This is a genomic window from Pseudarthrobacter enclensis (assembly GCF_030811655.1).
Classification (GTDB): domain Bacteria; phylum Actinomycetota; class Actinomycetes; order Actinomycetales; family Micrococcaceae; genus Arthrobacter; species Arthrobacter enclensis_A.
On sequence record NZ_JAUSRE010000006.1, the window covers coordinates 152,521 to 168,569 of the forward strand.

Below are 16,049 nucleotides of genomic sequence, written 5' to 3' on the forward strand. Positions count from 1 at the left end.
GGGTTAAGTGTTGAAGCCGGCAGCGCGCTGTGATGCGGGATCAGCGGGACATGCCGCTGACGATCAGGATGATGCCGGCAATGAGGGCCAGGATCCCGAACGCGAGGACGCAGAACTGAAGGACACGGTTCCGCCGGGCCCGGGTGAGTCCTGCGGTGGCGGCATCCAGTGGGTCAAGGCCGTACGCGGACCGGGCAGGCACCCTGGGAAGATCCTCGAAGAGGTCCTCGGACGGGGCTTCCGTGAGGCTCGCCGGACGGGCGGCCGGCTTGGGCCGCGTGGCAGCCTTGGCGGCAGCCTCCGCGCGGGCGATGACCTGCGAACGGCCTGTGGCGGAGGCGGCCGCAGACGGCTTGGGACGTGCCGGGGTTTTGCGTTTTCCAGCCCCCGGCAGCTTGGTCCCGGGCCGCGTTGTGACGGGTACATGGGAAGTGGCCGGGGGCTTCATCACGGGACGATCGACGCCGGGCACCTGGACGAACTCAAGAGGCGTCACCATGGCCAGGTTGTTGGCGGTGGAGGGGCCCGGTTTGTCAGCGGGAACGACGGGCCTGGCGGGGGCGGCCGGCGTACCGGCCTGTTCAGCCAGCTTTCGCCGTGCCATGGCCCGTCGGTTCAAGACTGCTGCCCGCTCGGCAAGGGCAATCTGCTCGGCCAGGTCCTCGGGGTCCACGGCTTCGGGATCGGGGGAAGCGCTCTGCTCCACCTTGGCGGTATGGTTCCCCGCCTGGGCCGCGATGAGCGCCCGCGCCTCCAGGGCCTGCTCCACCGTCATGCCATCCGGGGCGCCAAGGGGAGCCGCGGCCGGGGGCTCAGGTGCTTTCGTCGCGGCCGCGCTGCTTCCGGCCTCAGGCGCAGGGGCTGGAGGAGCGGCGGAGGGAACAACAGGGTTCGCAGCCGTGAGCGCCTGCTCTTTGAGTTGCTGCAGGCGCAACTGGCGGCGGGTGGGCGGCCCACCGGCAGAAAGCTGCCCTTCCTTTTCCTCAAGCTCCTTGAAGGTCCGCAGCGCGGCACGGTCGCGGGCCCGTATCTGGGAGGAACGCTGGGTGGAAGGCTGCTCCGGGGCGGGCTGTGCACGGGGCGGGGATGCGGCGCCGGCCGAACCGGCAGCATCCGGCCCTGCCGTCGCAGGAGCACGGCCAGCCGTGTGGTCGGCGGCAGGCTGGATCTGCTCCGATTCGGGCGTGGCAGGCTGCTGGGCTTCCCTGGCCTTCCGGAGTTCCCGGCGGCTGCGGATTTGTGGCTGTTCCTGACTCATTGAGGACTCATTCAGTACTGGCTGGTTCGCGTGCTTCGGAAGTTGGTTCCTCCGCGCCTTCGGGCGGGTCGGAATACAGGCCGTATTTGGCGATGTACTGCACTACCCCGTCCGGGACCAGGTACCAGACCGGGTTGTTCGCTGCCACGCGGGCGCGGCAATCCGTGGAAGAGATGGCCATCGCCGGGACTTCCAGGAGGCTCACGTCGTCGCGGCCCATGCCGTCAAGGACGTGCCCTGGCCTGGTGACTCCCACGAAGTGGGCCAGCGACCACAACTCGTCGATGTCCTTCCAGGAGAGGATCTGGGCCAACGCGTCCGCCCCCGTGATGAAGAAGAGATCTGCGTCAGGCCGCTGCGCCCTAAGGTCACGGAGGGTATCGATGGTGTAAGTGGGACCAGGACGGTCGACGTCGACACGGCTGACGGTGAAGCGCGGATTGGAAGCCGTGGCAATGACAGTCATCAGGTAGCGGTGCTCAGGCTCGCTGACCTGCTTATGGGACTTCTGCCATGGTTGCCCGGTGGGTACGAAGACCACCTCGTCAAGGTCGAATTCGGCCGCGACCTCGCTGGCCGCGACCAGGTGGCCGTGGTGGATGGGATCGAAGGTCCCGCCCATCACGCCCAGCCGCAGCCTCCCCCGGGCACCATTGCGGTGCAGGTTGTGGGAAATCTTAGTGGCCCTGCCCGCGATCGTGCTTGTTGGGGTGCTGCCGGTGCGGATCCGCGTGCTCGTCCGTGGGGGCGTGGCGGTTGCCCAGGTTGTTGTAGGACCAGGCGATGAACATGAGCACCACCAGGATCGCGAACATCGACACGCCGAAGACCCACGGCTCAGCCCACAGCGGCGCAGGCGCCTCGTGGCCGGATTCACCTGCGGCGGCGACGGACATGGCAATCTGCTGGAGCAGCATTTTCTCCCCTATGTTCAGGAATTTACGGGCAGCGGAACATTCCGCTGCTTTCCGGGTTCTGGTCTATGTTACCGCGTTGCTATGCGCGGACTTGGCCTTCACCCTGGACAATCCACTTCGTGGTGGTGAGCTCGGTCAGGCCCATGGGACCGCGGGCGTGGAGCTTCTGCGTGGAGATTCCTACTTCGGCACCAAGACCCAGCTCCCCGCCGTCGGTGAACCGGGTGGAAGCATTGACGATCACGGCGGCCGAATCGACTTCCGCAATAAACCGCTCGGCGTTGGCCAGGTCATTGGTGAGGATTGCTTCCGTGTGCCCGGTGGACCAGGTCCGGATGTGCTGCATGGCTTCGTCCATGCTGTCGACCATGGCCACGGCAAGATCCAGGTCCATGTATTCGGTGCCCCAGTCCACGTCTGTGGCCTCGAGGGTTTCGACCCCCGGCAACGCGGCCTTGATCCGGTGGTCCACGTGCAGGCGGACGCCGGCGCTGCGCAGGGCACCGGCAACTGCAGGCAGCACCGTTGAGCCGGAGTGCACCAGCAGGGTCTCCACCGTATTGCAAACACTGGGCCGCTGCGTCTTGGCATTGAGCAGGATCTCGACAGCCATGTTTTCGTCAGCCGATTCGTCGATGAAGATGTGGACGTTCCCCTCCCCTGTCTCGATCACGGGGACGGCCGAGTTGGTCACAACGGTCTGGATCAGGTCCCGGCCGCCGCGGGGAATCAGCACGTCCACCCTGCCGCGGGCCTTCATCAGGACGTTGGCACCGGGCCGGCCAAACTGGTCAACGGTCTGCACGGCGTCGGCAGGAAGGCCCACGGATTCCAGGGCCTCCCGAAGCACCCGCACCAGCACTTGGTTGGTGGCTTCGGCAGCGCTGCCGCCACGCAGGATCACGGCGTTTCCGCTCTTGAGGGCCAGGCCCGCAATGTCCACGGTGACGTTGGGACGTGCCTCGTAGATGGCTGCCACCACACCCATGGGCACATTGACCTGGCGGAGGCGGAGTCCGTTGGGAAGCGTCTGGCCCCGGACCACATTGCCCACGGGGTCCGGAAGGTTGGCCAGGTTCTCAAGGGCTGCCACCAGGCCGGCTACCCGGCTTTCGGTGAGCGTGAGCCGGTCAAGCAACGCCTTGGAGGTGCCGTTGTCCTTGCCGCGCTGGACGTCCATGGCGTTGGCGGCGAGGATCGCCTGCACATTTTCCTGCAGGGCAGCCCCCACGGCACGCAGGCCGCGGTCTTTCCAGGCCCGATTGGCGGTGGCCATCCGGCGGGACGCATGGCGGGACCGATCGGCGATGGCGTGCACGGCAGCTTCCACCTCTGCTGCGGAAAGCGCCACTTCAGCTGAGGCCGGTTCCGCTGAGGCACCCGGCTGCGCGTGGGCAGCAGTGGTTCCGGTATTTTCAGCAGCGTGCATCAGGGCTTCAGTCATGCTCCAAGTTTAGGCGAGCGGGCAGCTCAGACCAGCACCAGGTCATCAACATGAACAACTTCGCGGTCATAGCCGCTGCCCAGCTCCTCGCCGAGTTCCCGGGTGGACCGTCCCAGCATGTGCGGCAACTCCTGGGAGGAGTAATTGACCAGTCCCCTGGCAACAACGGTGCCGTCGGCACCGGCCAGTTCAACGGCGTCCCCAGGCTCAAAGTCGCCGTGCACTGCGGAAATGCCTGCAGGCAGCAGCGACGTGTGGTGGTGGCGTACGGCGCGGACGGCCCCTTCGTCCAGGACCAGGCGCCCCTGGACCGAGGCTACGTGGGCAAGCCACAGCAGGCGGACCGGCTTGCGGGAGCCGTTGACGGCGAACCAGGTGCCAACGTCCTCGCCGTTCAGGGCCGCGGCCGCGTTCGGCGTCGAGGTCACGAGGGCATGGATGCCGGAGCCTGCGGCCATGCTGGCTGCTTCCACTTTGGTCATCATTCCGCCGGTGCCCACACCGGCCTTGCCCGCCTTGCCGATGGACACGCCCTCGAGGTCGTGCGGACCGGTGACCAGGGGGATGCGTTTGGCACCCTGGGCAGGCGGCCCGTCATACAGGGAGTCGACGTCGGACAGCAGCACGAGGGCATCCGCGCGCACCAGATGCGCCACGAGGGCGGCGAGCCGGTCGTTGTCGCCGAACCGGATTTCGTGGGTGGCCACGGTGTCGTTCTCGTTGACGACGGGGACCACTCCAAGGTTCAGCAACCGGTCCATGGCGCGCAGTGCGTTGGTGTGCTGGCTGCGGCGCATCAGGTCCTCGGCCGTAAGCAGGACCTGGCTGACCGTGACGCCATGCGCCCCGAAGGCCTGCGTGTACCGCGCCATGAGCAACCCTTGGCCGACGCTGGCGGCGGCCTGCTGGGTTGCCAGATCGCGGGGCCGCTTGGCCAGGCCCAGCGGCGCCAGGCCGGCGGCGATGGCGCCGGAGGAAACCAGGATGATCTCGGCGCCGGCGTTGCGTTTGGCCGCCAGGGCGTCAGCGAGGGCCGTGAGGGACTCTTCCGAGATGCCGCCCTTGATGCTGGTGAGCGAGGATGACCCCACCTTCACCACGATGCGGCGGGCACCGGCCAGCGCGCTTCGGTCCCCGGCAGAAACGCCCGGGTCCGCGGTCATGCCCCTAGAGGTCATCGTCCGCTTCCAGTCCGCTTTCCTTCAGCGGCTGGGCAGCCCGACGTGCGCTGACGGACTCAGTCCAAATTCCTGCCCGCCGCTCAGCTTCAAGCTCGGCACGGGCGGCAGCCTTGGCATCCCGGCGCTCCTGCTGCTCTTCGCGCTTCTGGCTTCGGGTGGGCCGGTCACCTATGTCCGCGAAGCGTGGATCCGTACCGCGCGGGGAAGCCAGCAGTTCGGCGCCTGCCATCATGGTGGGCTCCCAGTCGAAGACGACGCCGTCGTCTTCGCCGATGACCACGGTGTCGCCGGGCTTTGCCCCCTGCTTGAACAGCTCGGTTTCAACCCCCAGCTTGGCGAGGCGGTCCGCGAGGTAGCCAATGGCTTCCTCATTGGTGAAGTCGGTCTGCTTGACCCAGCGCTCCGGCTTTTCGCCGAGGACGCGGAACAGCGGCTCCAGGTTCTTCTCCTCGCGGCGGATCTTGAACCCGGTTTCGTTGACGGCGCGCGGCCGCAGTACGACGGGCTGGACCTTGGGCGGCGCGGCAGCAACGGCGTCGCGGGCGGCCTTGACGATTTCCGCCATGGCAAAGCCCAGCTGGCGCAGGCCCTCATGGCTGGTGGCGGATACCTCGAAGACGCGGTAGCCACGCGATTCGAGTTCCGGGCGCACGAAGTCCGCCATGTCCTTGCCGTCCGGCAGGTCCACCTTGTTCAGCGCAACCAGGCGGGGGCGGTGGTTCAGGGGAACCACTTCGCCGTCCTGGCCAGCGTAGCTCATGTCCACGGCGTACTTTTCCAGCTCCGCCTCGATGATGGCGAGGTCCGAGAGGGGGTCGCGGTCCGATTCAAGGGTGCCGCAGTCCAGCACGTGGACCAGGGCGGCGCAGCGTTCAACGTGGCGCAGGAAGTGGTGGCCCAGGCCGCGTCCCTCGCTGGCGCCTTCGATGAGCCCGGGAACGTCGGCGATGGTAAAACGCACGTCTCCCGCCTGGACTACCCCGAGGTTGGGAACCAGCGTGGTGAAGGGGTAGTCGGCGATCTTGGGGCGGGCAGCGGACATGGCTGCGATGAGGCTGGATTTCCCGGCGGACGGGAAGCCCACCAGCGCGATGTCCGCAATTGACTTCAGTTCCAGGACGATGTCGCGGGAGTCGCCCTCGATGCCGAGCAGCGCGAAGCCGGGGGCGCGGCGTTTTTGCGAGGAAAGGGCAGCGTTGCCCAGGCCGCCCAGGCCGCCTGCGGCCGCCACGAACTCGGCACCTTCGCCGACGAGGTCAGCCAGGACCTCACCGTCCTTGGTCTTGACCACGGTGCCGTCCGGCACGGGCAGCACCAGGGTTTCGCCGTTTTTCCCGCCGCGCCAGTCACCCATGCCGGGGCCGCCGTTGCTGGCGTGCCGGTGGGGTGCGTGGTGGTAGTCCAGGAGGGTGGTGGTCTGGTGGTCGACGCGAAGGATCACGTCGCCGCCGTTGCCGCCATTTCCGCCGTCGGGGCCGCCCAGTGGCTTGAACTTCTCACGGTGGACGGAGACGCATCCGTGGCCGCCGGATCCGCCGGATACGTGCAGGACTACCCGGTCTACAAAGCTGGCCACGTGGATCTCCTCGAGTGGTGTCTGTGTGGGCGTCCGCGGACGCCACATCGATTGTAATGCGCTTAAAAGAACAGTGGAGCGGACCCTCAGGCCCGCTCCACCGCTTCAGAACCGGTTGTTACTCTGCAGCTGCAGCAGCAACGATGTTGACTACGCGACGACCGCGGCGGGTGCCGAATTCAACGGCGCCCGGGGTCAGGGCGAACAGGGTGTCGTCGCCGCCACGGCCAACGCCGGCGCCCGGGTGGAAGTGGGTGCCACGCTGGCGGACGATGATTTCGCCTGCGGAAACTACCTGGCCGCCGAAGCGCTTGACGCCGAGGTACTGAGCGTTGGAATCGCGGCCGTTGCGAGTGGAGCTCGCGCCCTTTTTATGTGCCATCTGAAATGCCTGCCTTTAAATTCTGGGGAATCTGTTGAAATACCTGAACAGTAACCGGTGGTTACTTGATGCCGGTGATCTTGACCTTGGTCAGTTCCTGGCGGTGACCCTGGCGCTTCTTGTAACCGGTCTTGTTCTTGTACTTCTGGATGACAATCTTAGGACCACGCAGGTCCTGGAGGATTTCAGCCGTAACAGTTACCTTGGCCAGGTCAGCGGCGGCGGAGGTGACCTTGTCACCATCAACCAGGAGCAGTGCGGGCAGCTCGATGGTGCTGCCGGCTCCACCGGCGACGCGGTTCAGGGTAACGAAGTCTCCAACGGAAACCTTCTCTTGGCGGCCGCCTGCGCGGACAATCGCGTACACCACTTGGGAACTCACTTCTCTCGACGTTTATTACAAAATTTGCGTGCGGAACCGACATGCTAAAAGCCTGGGTTCCCGCTGTGCCTCAACGCCGTGGGGTCATAACCCAAGTGTTGGCGTAAGCACCGAAGATCCAGAATACGCTAAATCCGTCTTCGGCCGCAAATGAGGCTGGTTCCGGCGGGCCGGCTGTGGTAAGAACCACAGGGCCGGCAGACTGCACCGCAACCGCGCCCCTCCATAATAGCGGCGGGCCGGCCTGCAAACGTCAGGAATGCAGCCTCGGCGCGTCGAAGAAAGCCACCTCCAGGCGGCAGGACTGTTTGAACGCGGTCAGCATCGCTGCCCTCTCCTGCGCAGAGGCGTTCCGTCCGGCGGCGTCAACGATCGATATGGCCCGGCGGGTGGCCGCGGCAAACGCCTCATCCGCATAGGTGCGGAGCCACGAGGCGTAGGCGTGCCCGTCAGGCTCACCGGCGGCAACGAACCGCGCGTGGAGCTTCTCCCCCACCTCGGCGTAGAGCCAGAAACAGGGCAGGACGGCGGCAGCCAGGACTGCATAGCTGCCCGATGCCGACGCCGCGGTGAGGTGGTCCACGTATGCCTTTGTGACGGGGCCCAGTCCGCTCTGCGCCGGGCGGGTACTCAGCCAGGAGCGGTGGAGTTCCGATTCCACCTCGAGGCACTGCTGTGCGGAGCCGGCCCAGAACAGCTGCTCGGCTTCCGATGGTGCGAGGGCGCTGGCCCGGGCCAGGACCCTGGAGTAGCCGTTGAGGTAAAGGGCGTCCTGGGCCAGGTAGTAGGCGAAGTCCTTCTCCTCAAGCTCGCCCGAGGCCAGGCTCCGGATAAAGTCCAGCGCGTAGATGTCGTCGAGGTCCTGTTGGGCTTCGTCCCACAGCCGGGCAGCGAAGCCCCCTTCATGAAGGGCGGGCCGCAGGTGGTGGAAGTGGTGCACGGGTCCGTTCCCGTGGCCCACCTCCAGCTCTCCGGAGTTCTCAAGCGCACCGGCGAGCCAGGGCTTCACGGTCCGCAGCGACGCTTCCCAGTCGCCCACCCGGGCCTGCACGGTGGCCATCGCAGAAGACAGGGAGCAGCCGGTGCCGTGGCTGTTGCGGGTGGCAATCCGGTTGCCCCGGACTTCCACCACGTCCTGTGCCAGCAGGCCTGAGGCGTTGACCAGCGCGTCAGGGCAGTCCGTCCCCGCCAAGTGGCCGCCCTTCACCAGTACCGTGGCTCCGGTGGTCTTCGCCAACTGCTTCCCCTGGTCCAGGGCCGCGTCCCAGCTCTCCGCCGGCTCCGCCCCCACCAGCATGGCAAGCTCGGGCAGGTTGGGGGTAATGAGATGGGCAAGAGGCAGCAGTTCCCGGAGGGCAGCTTCGGCGGATTCCTTGAGCAGGCGGTCACCGCTGGTTGCCACCATCACCGGGTCCAGGACCACGACGGCGGGACGTACTTTCTCCAGCCAGCCGCGGACAGTGCGGATTACCGCTTCATCTCCCAGCATGCCGATCTTGACGGCGTCGATGCTGATGTCGTCGCTGACGGCGTCCAGCTGCTGCGCCAGGAACGCAACCGGGGGAACGTGCACGGCCTGCACCCCCCGTGTGTTCTGTGCGGTGAGGGCCGTAATCACGGCCATGCCATATCCACCGTGGGCGGCGATGCTTTTCAGGTCTGCCTGGATCCCTGCTCCACCCGAGGGATCGGAGCCCGCGATGGAAAGCACCCGCGGAACGTCGCGGCCCACGGGCGCCCCCGCAGGAGCACCCGGTACGGCCGGCAGGGTCATGGAAAGGGTCGTAGACAAGAGACATCCCTTCGCCGGTGCTCGGACAGGTTCAACGGGTCTGGATCTCAGCCGGCCTTCTGCTCGGCACCCCGTGTCGAGGTCCAGCCTAGCCGCTGGCGCGCATCCGGAAAAAGGTGACAGCCCCTTCCCTGCACCCAGCAGAAATCCCCGCCCTGCGGAGAGTTCCCCCTGTACTTACAGGGGGAACTGTCCACAAAACGGGGACTCCTGGCTGTTTCTGTGCTGCTGTCCGTTCCGGACGTGTGGCTTACAGCTCCGAAGCGGGCACACCGACACCGAGGATGATCGGTTCCTCGGCGGCCTTGCCCACCTCAGCCGACGGAACAGCGGTCTCCGGGGCCTTGGCCTCGTGGGAGTGGCCCGACGCGGTCGCCTGGACACTCTCGTGGTGCTGCACCGCGGTCTCGTTGGCGGCGCCCTGGGCACGGCTGGCAGCGCGGTGGCGGCGCGGCCGCCGCTGCCGGGACTGCTCCAGAGTGTGGTCCGAATAGTCCTTTTCAGCCGGAGCATCAACGGTGGCGCGCGCTTCCCCTCCCCCGGCAGTCCGCCCTTCCGGTGCCGGCTGGTCAGCTGCAGGTTCGGCGCCCGTCGGGGCAGCGGCGGCCTTGCCGGGTGCATCCTCGACAGAGGATGCGGGCTGGCCCAGGTGGGCGAACGCTTCCGCGAGCCGGTCCAGGGTCAGGGCCGGCTTGGGGTGGTGCTCCTCCGCGTGCTCCACGAAGGGAAGCGGGACTTCCTCTCCCCCGAAGGTCAGGACAGCCGCCGGTCGGGCCGGGGCGTCGGCGTCGTGCTTCTCCTCCATGGGTGCAGGCGCAGGCGGAGCCGGTGGCACCTGCCGGGCAGCCGCCACCTCATCGTCGTGCAGATGGGCGGCATGGGCAGCAGCCGCGATGTTTGCCAGGGCAAGCCGGGTGGCTTCTGCCTTGGCGTGCCGCTCCGCGTCTGCCGCCTCCGGCAGGACCGTGTGGACCTGCACCGCGGGCACCGGCGCAGCCTCGGGCTGCTGGCCGCCGCGTCCGCGCCGGCGCTTGCGCTCGGAACGGGGTCCCTGCTGGGCGTTGTCGGTCCGCTGCGCCTCGGGGCGGTGCACTTCGGCCCGCGGTTCGGGGCGGCTGTCGGTGCGCTGGACGTGGTGCTCGGCGGCCACGATGTTTGCGCGGCGGTGTTCCACCGGATCGTCGTGGGTGACGACGCCGCGGCCGGCGCAGGCCTCACACTGCTCGCCAAAGACTTCCAGCAACCCGGTGCCCATGCGCTTGCGGGTCATCTGGACAAGGCCCAGCGACGTCACTTCGGCCACCTGGTGCTTGGTCCGGTCCCGGCCCAGGCACTCCACCAGCCGGCGCAGGACAAGGTCGCGGTTGGATTCGAGGACCATGTCGATGAAGTCGATGACGATAATGCCGCCGATGTCGCGCAGGCGCAGCTGGCGCACCACTTCTTCGGCTGCTTCGAGGTTGTTCTTGGTGACGGTTTCCTCGAGGTTGCCGCCGCTGCCGGTGAACTTGCCGGTGTTGACGTCCACCACTGTCATGGCCTCGGTGCGGTCGATCACCAGGGACCCGCCGGAGGGCAGGAAGACCTTGCGCTCAAGGGCCTTGTGGATCTGTTCGTCGATGCGCCAGGCGGAGAAGATGTCCTGGTCCTTGGTCCACTTCTCGAGCCGCCCCACCAGGTCAGGTGCCACGTAGGTGACGTAGGCCTCGATGGTGTCCCAGGCTTCCTCGCCGGAAACGATGAGCTTGGAGAAGTCTTCGTTGAAGACGTCTCGGACGACCTTGATGGTCAGGTCCGGTTCGCCGTACAGCAGTTCCGGAGCCAGGATCTTGGTGGACGCGGCCTGGCTTTCGATGCCTTCCCACTGGGCGCGCAGCCGGTTGATGTCGTGCGTCAGCTCTTCCTCGGAAGCGCCCTCGGCGGCAGTACGGACAATGACGCCGGCGTGCTCGGGCAGGCGGTCCTTGAGGATGCGCTTGAGCCGGTTGCGTTCGACGTCGGGCAGCTTGCGGGAGATGCCCGTCATTGAGCCGCCGGGCACGTAGACCAGGTAGCGTCCGGGAAGCGAGATCTGGCTGGTCAGGCGGGCACCCTTGTGGCCCACGGGGTCCTTGGTGACCTGGACCAGCACGGTGTCGCCGGACTTGAGCGCGTTTTCGATGCGGCGCTGCTTGCCCTCGAGGTTCACGGCTTCCCAGTTGACCTCGCCGGCGTAGAGGACGGCGTTGCGGCCCCGGCCGATGTCGACGAATGCAGCTTCCATTGACGGCAGCACGTTCTGCACCTTGCCCAGGTACACGTTGCCGATCAGTGAGTCCTGCTGGGTCTTGGACACGAAGTGTTCTGCCAGGACGCCGTCTTCGAGGACGGCGATCTGGATCCTGTCGTCGCGCTGGCGAACGATCATCTGGCGGTCGACGGACTCCCGGCGCGCCAGGAACTCTGCCTCGGTGATGACGGTGCGGCGGCGGCCGGTGTCGCGGGATTCACGGCGGCGCTGCTTCTTGGCCTCAAGCCGGGTGGAACCCTTGACGCTGGTCACCCGGTTGCTCACCGGGACTTCGCTGACAGGTCGCGGTGCACGGACCCTGGTCACCGTGTTGGGGGGATCGTCATCTCCGCCGCCGGTCAGTTCAAGGTCCTGGTCACCGCGGCGGCGGCGACGGCGGCGGCGGGAGGTCACCCCGTCCTCCACCTGCCCGGCGGTATCCTCGTCGGCCTCGTCTTCGGTGTCAGCCTCCGCGCCGTTTTCAAGGTCCTCGTCGGTCCTCTCGCCGGTCCGGCTGCGGCCCCGGCGGCCACGGCTGCGGCGCCGGCGGCGGCTGGAGGAGTCGTCGGTGTCTTCGGTCTCCTCCTCTTCAGGCTCCTCTGCGGCGGCCGCGGCGGGGCGGACAACCGTGCTGAGGTCCGGGGCCTGGAAGAGCACTGAGGTGGGCGACGCGGGTTCCAGGAAGAGCGAGCCAAAGGGGCTGGCGGGCGCGGCGGTTTCTCCGGCCGGAGCGGCCGCTGGTTCCCTGTCCTGCTTCGCAGCCTCTGCGGCGGTGGGCTCCTGGGTGGCCTGCTGCTCACCGGCATCCGGGGCGGCGGGTTCCTGGGCGGCGGTGGCTGCCTGGACGGAGCCGGACTCCTGCTCCCCGGCGTTCGACGCTATGGATTCAGCAACGACAGCTTCCGCCTCGTTGGCTTCCACCACGGGGGCCGCAGCGGGGGATGCAACCTTGCGGGTGGCGACCCGGCGGCGGCGAACGGGTTTGGTTTCAACGTCGGCCGCAGGTGCCGGAGCAGATGCAGCACCGGGCTCCTCAGCGGCGGGACTGTCAACAACGGCAGCGGCGACGGCGGGGTCTGCTTCATCGGCGAAGGCGGGCAGGGGTTCGGCAGCGTCGACTTTTTTCCTGGCGCGGGTCCGACGGGCCGGCGCCTTGGGCGCCTCTTCCGACACGGCGCCCTCAGCACCGGTGGTGTCAGGGGCCTCTGAGCTGCCCCCGGCGGCCGTCACGTCTTCGCTGGTCTTTGGAGCCGCCTTGCGGCGCGTACGCGGGGCCTTCCTGGGTGCAGCAGCATCGGCGTCCGCTGCTGTGTCATTAACGGCCAGTTCCTGATCATTGTCCATATGTGGCAACACTCCTGCCCCTGACGTACCGCCACATCCGGCACCCATTGGGGCACATATTGTCAAAACCCGCAGGCGTTGACAGAAGTCAAGTGGATACTCCCAGGTTCGCACCGTCGTTGGGGTGCGGCAGCCCGTGGGAGCCGGTGGATGTTCTGAAAACCCGTTGTTCCACGTGCCACAACCAGGTGCCGCCCAATGGAGTCGCGGGTGTGCCGGAAGAATCCGAAGCCTGCCCTGCTCATCATTGGCGGTCTTGGGAACAAACCACCGGACCGGAGTCCGAATGTGGATCGGCTTCCAGCCACGTTCATTCTCTCATACCGCGGCAGGATCGCCGCGGAGGCAGGTGCTGCTGTTCCCGTTGCTGTGTGATGGCTCCAGCCGCCGGCGTTACAATCAGGCACAGGAGCACCGGACGAAAAGGACGCCACACCCATGCCCAGCATCTCCCCCGTCAGCGCCCAGGAACATGGACGGGCAGCCGATCCACAGGCCAGTGCTGCCGGAAGCCTTCCCCCCATGGCCCGGAACCGGCCTTTCGGCTGGCTGCTGGTGATCACCGGCATCACAGGCTGGCTTGCGTCGGGAACCCTGGTCCTGGAAAAACTCGAAGTACTTAAGGATCCCAACCACGCCACGGTGTGCGACGTGAATCCCTGGATTTCGTGCGGCCAGGTAATGCAGACGTGGCAGAGTTCCGTATTCGGCTTTCCCAACATGTTCATTGGGATTGTGGCCTTCGCCGTCATCATCACCGTGGGCATGGCCCTGCTCTCCGGGGCGACCTTTGCCCGCTGGTACTGGCTGGGGCTGCAGACCGGAGTCACGCTGGGCTTCGCCTTCGTTGTCTGGCTGTGGTCGCAGGCCCTGTACTCCATCCACATCCTCTGCCCGCTGTGCATGATCGTCTGGGCAGCCATGATCCCGCTCTTCGTGTGGACCACCATCAGGAACATCGCAGCCGGCGTCATTCCCGTCCCGGCAGGTGCGACCCGGCTCCTGGGTGATTCCGGCTGGATCCTTACCGCGCTGCTCTACGTGGCCGTCGTCGCCACCATCTTCTTCGCGTTCATCCAGGTGTTTGTGGGGACCTCGGGCTTCTAGCCGGGCGGCTCCCCCGGCGGATAAAAGATAAGGCCAATGTTCACAAGAACATTGGCCTTATCTGTCAGTTGGCAACGCTTTGGTCCACGCCACTGCGCGGGGCGCGACCGCCGGTTACTGGAACCAGATCTTGATCTCGCGCTCGGCGGAATCGGTCGAGTCGGAGCCGTGCACCAGGTTCTGCTGGACCTTCAGGCCCCAGTCGCGGCCGAAGTCGCCACGGATGGTGCCGGGGGCCGCCGTCGTGGGATCGGTGGTGCCTGCGAGTGAGCGGAAACCTTCGATGACGCGGTGGCCTTCGAAGATGGCCGCCACCACGGGGCCGCTGAGCATGAACTCCACCAGCGGCTCGTAAAAGGGCTTGCCCACGTGTTCCTCGTAGTGCTGCTCCAGCAGTTCACGGGTGGCGTCAACCTTCTTCAGCTCAACAAGGCTGTAGCCCTTGGCTTCAATACGGGCCAGGATGGCGCCGGTCAGGTTACGGGCGACGCCGTCGGGCTTGATCAGGACGAGGGTGCGCTCTGTAGTCACAACTGCTCCAATGGGTTGGTGGGGTTTCGGGACAAGTCTACGGGGACTGGGGCTGGGCCGGACCGGCAGCCTGGTCGGGGTGGGCGGCTTCCCATTCCGCCTGCTCGCGTGCTCGCTGGGCGGCCTCGCGGTCCAGCCGGATGCCGGTGCGTATGCCGTACCACCAGGCGAGGGCGAAGAGCGCGCCCACCAGGTACATGGTCGGTTCGATAATGCCCATGAGGATCAGGACCAGTTGCAGGACCCACCCCACACCGATTCCCCAGGGTCTGTTGAGGACCGCGCAGGCGGCGACCATGAGCACGCTGAGGCCGATGCCGACCCCGAGGATCAGCACCGGCGGAAACTCACCGCGGCGGAGGCCGAACACCGCCAGGGTGGCGAAGAACATGACGAACGCTTCGAGGAGCAGGACCGTTGAGGCGAACATGACCTTGGTGGAACGCCGCTTCTTCGGCATCCCGGGACGCCACTCGCGCTGTGCTTTGGTGAGTCTGGCCACGGTCACGCCTCCGTTTTTCCGAGCAGGATCCGCGCTTCGGCCACCAGCGTGATGGAGCCGGTGACCAGCACACCGCCGGACAGGTCCTCGTTGGCTTCGGCCCGTTCCACCGCCCATTCCAGCGCGTCGTCCAGTTTCTCGGCAATGTGGACATTGTCCTCGCCGAAGCCCAGCTCGATCGCCAGCTCAGCCAGTTCGGCAGCAGGAACGGCCCGGGGCGAGTTGGACTGCGTGAAGCAGTATTCGTCCGCTACCCCTTCCAAGGACTCCTTGAGTTCCCGGAGGATTTCCTCAGCATCCTTTTCCTTGAGCACGCCCACGACGGGAACCAGCTTGGTGAAGGTAAATGCTTCCTGCAGCGCGGCAGCGGAGGCCTTGATGCCATCCGGGTTGTGCGCGGCGTCCACGATGATCGTGGGGGCAGTCCGCACCACCTCGAGGCGCCCCGGGGATGTCACAGCCGCGAAGCCTTCCTGCAGGACCTCGAAGTCGAGCTCCTTCTCGCCGCCGAAGAATGCCTCCAGCGCGGCCACCGCAACGGCGGCGTTCTGCGCCTGGTGCGCGCCATGCAGCGGCACCAGCAGGTCCGGGTAGCGGCCTGCGATGCCCTGGATGGTGACCAGCTGCCCACCAACAGCGACAGTGCGGGACTCGACGCCGAACTCCACGCCTTCGAAGCGGAACGGCACACCCACTTCCTTGGCCTTTTCCAGCAGCACCTGGGCCGCGTCAAGGGGCTGGGCCGCGCTGATGAGGTAGCCGCCGGGCTTGATGATGCCGGCCTTTTCATAGGCGATGTCCGCCGTCGTATCCCCCAGCAGGTCGGTGTGGTCCAGCGAGATGGGAGTCACCACGGAGACCTGGCCGTCGCCCACGTTGGTGGCATCGGTGATGCCGCCCAGTCCCACCTCGATGATGGCCACGTTGACGGGCTGGTCGGCGAAGATGGCGAAGCCCAGGATGGTGAGGCACTCGAAGTAGGTCAGCCGCGGCTGGCCCTCAGCTTCCAGTTCGGAGTCGACGATCTGCAGGTAGGGCCGGATTTCGTCCCAGATCCGGACGAACGTCTCGTCGGACACGGGGTGGCCGTCGATGCTGATCCGCTCGGTGACCTTGGACAGGTGCGGACTGGTGTACCGGCCCGTGCTCAGGCCGTGCGCGCGGAGCACGGACTCGATCATCCGGGAGGTGGAGGTCTTGCCGTTCGTGCCGGTCACGTGGATGATCGGGTACGCCTTGTTGGGCTCGCCCAGCACGTCCATGGCACGGAACAGCGGCGCCAGGCGGGGCTCCATCTTGTTTTCCGGAGCCCGGCCCAGCAGTTCGGCATAAACGCTTTCAACCGAGAATTCGTCGGTCATGTC

General features: G+C 66.7%; 14 protein-coding genes. 1 reads left to right on the forward strand and 13 read right to left on the reverse strand.

Annotated elements, in window-relative coordinates:
- Positions 1-40: 40 nt before the first annotated feature.
- From J2X98_RS07815 to J2X98_RS07860, 10 genes are all read right to left on the reverse strand, one after another.
- Positions 41-1,258, reverse strand: coding sequence for a hypothetical protein (locus J2X98_RS07815; RefSeq protein ID WP_307306313.1), 1,218 nt, complete (start codon positions 1,256-1,258; stop codon positions 41-43).
- 7 nt (positions 1,259-1,265) lie between these two features.
- A complete protein-coding gene (gene nadD / locus J2X98_RS07820) occupies positions 1,266-1,934 on the reverse strand; it encodes a nicotinate-nucleotide adenylyltransferase (protein ID WP_141946368.1) in 669 nt (222 codons plus the stop codon).
- Between the two features lies 1 nt (position 1,935).
- Complete coding sequence (locus J2X98_RS07825; RefSeq protein ID WP_141941769.1) at positions 1,936-2,175, reverse strand: hypothetical protein; 240 nt, start codon at positions 2,173-2,175, stop codon at positions 1,936-1,938.
- A gap of 79 nt (positions 2,176-2,254) precedes the next feature.
- Complete coding sequence (locus J2X98_RS07830; protein WP_307306316.1) at positions 2,255-3,619, reverse strand: glutamate-5-semialdehyde dehydrogenase; 1,365 nt, start codon at positions 3,617-3,619, stop codon at positions 2,255-2,257.
- A 26-nt stretch (positions 3,620-3,645) separates the two neighbouring features.
- On the reverse strand, positions 3,646-4,782 hold the full coding sequence (gene proB / locus J2X98_RS07835) for a glutamate 5-kinase (protein WP_307306319.1): 1,137 nt from the start codon (positions 4,780-4,782) through the stop codon (positions 3,646-3,648).
- A 4-nt stretch (positions 4,783-4,786) separates the two neighbouring features.
- Positions 4,787-6,376: a GTPase ObgE gene (gene obgE / locus J2X98_RS07840; protein WP_141941773.1), complete on the reverse strand. Its 1,590-nt coding sequence runs from the start codon at positions 6,374-6,376 to the stop codon at positions 4,787-4,789.
- Positions 6,377-6,494: 118 nt separating this feature from the next.
- Entirely contained in the window at positions 6,495-6,758 is a 264-nt protein-coding gene (rpmA, locus tag J2X98_RS07845) for a 50S ribosomal protein L27 (RefSeq protein WP_009372867.1), read from the reverse strand.
- 61 nt (positions 6,759-6,819) lie between these two features.
- Positions 6,820-7,128 carry a 50S ribosomal protein L21 gene (gene rplU, locus J2X98_RS07850; protein ID WP_141946370.1) on the reverse strand — a complete coding sequence of 103 codons (309 nt, stop codon included), beginning with the start codon at positions 7,126-7,128 and terminating at the stop codon, positions 6,820-6,822.
- A 265-nt stretch (positions 7,129-7,393) separates the two neighbouring features.
- The gene (gene thiD / locus J2X98_RS07855; RefSeq protein ID WP_307306486.1) at positions 7,394-8,914 is read right to left on the reverse strand and encodes a bifunctional hydroxymethylpyrimidine kinase/phosphomethylpyrimidine kinase; all 1,521 of its coding nucleotides are present in this window, start codon (positions 8,912-8,914) and stop codon (positions 7,394-7,396) included.
- A gap of 268 nt (positions 8,915-9,182) precedes the next feature.
- A complete protein-coding gene (locus tag J2X98_RS07860) occupies positions 9,183-12,545 on the reverse strand; it encodes an Rne/Rng family ribonuclease (protein WP_307306324.1) in 3,363 nt (1,120 codons plus the stop codon).
- Between the two features lie 438 nt (positions 12,546-12,983).
- Here J2X98_RS07860 and J2X98_RS07865 point away from each other — a divergent pair, with 438 nt between their 5' ends.
- Complete coding sequence (locus tag J2X98_RS07865) at positions 12,984-13,652, forward strand: vitamin K epoxide reductase family protein (RefSeq protein ID WP_307306327.1); 669 nt, start codon at positions 12,984-12,986, stop codon at positions 13,650-13,652.
- Positions 13,653-13,766: 114 nt separating this feature from the next.
- Here J2X98_RS07865 and ndk read toward each other — a convergent pair whose 3' ends face one another.
- The 3 genes from ndk to J2X98_RS07880 are packed head-to-tail and all read right to left on the reverse strand — an operon-like array spanning position 13,767 to position 16,046.
- Complete coding sequence (gene ndk / locus J2X98_RS07870; RefSeq protein ID WP_141941779.1) at positions 13,767-14,183, reverse strand: nucleoside-diphosphate kinase; 417 nt, start codon at positions 14,181-14,183, stop codon at positions 13,767-13,769.
- Between the two features lie 37 nt (positions 14,184-14,220).
- Complete coding sequence (locus J2X98_RS07875) at positions 14,221-14,685, reverse strand: DUF4233 domain-containing protein (protein WP_141946374.1); 465 nt, start codon at positions 14,683-14,685, stop codon at positions 14,221-14,223.
- A gap of 2 nt (positions 14,686-14,687) precedes the next feature.
- Positions 14,688-16,046, reverse strand: coding sequence for a bifunctional folylpolyglutamate synthase/dihydrofolate synthase (locus J2X98_RS07880; RefSeq protein ID WP_307306331.1), 1,359 nt, complete (start codon positions 16,044-16,046; stop codon positions 14,688-14,690).
- Between the last annotated feature and the right edge of the window lie 3 nt (positions 16,047-16,049).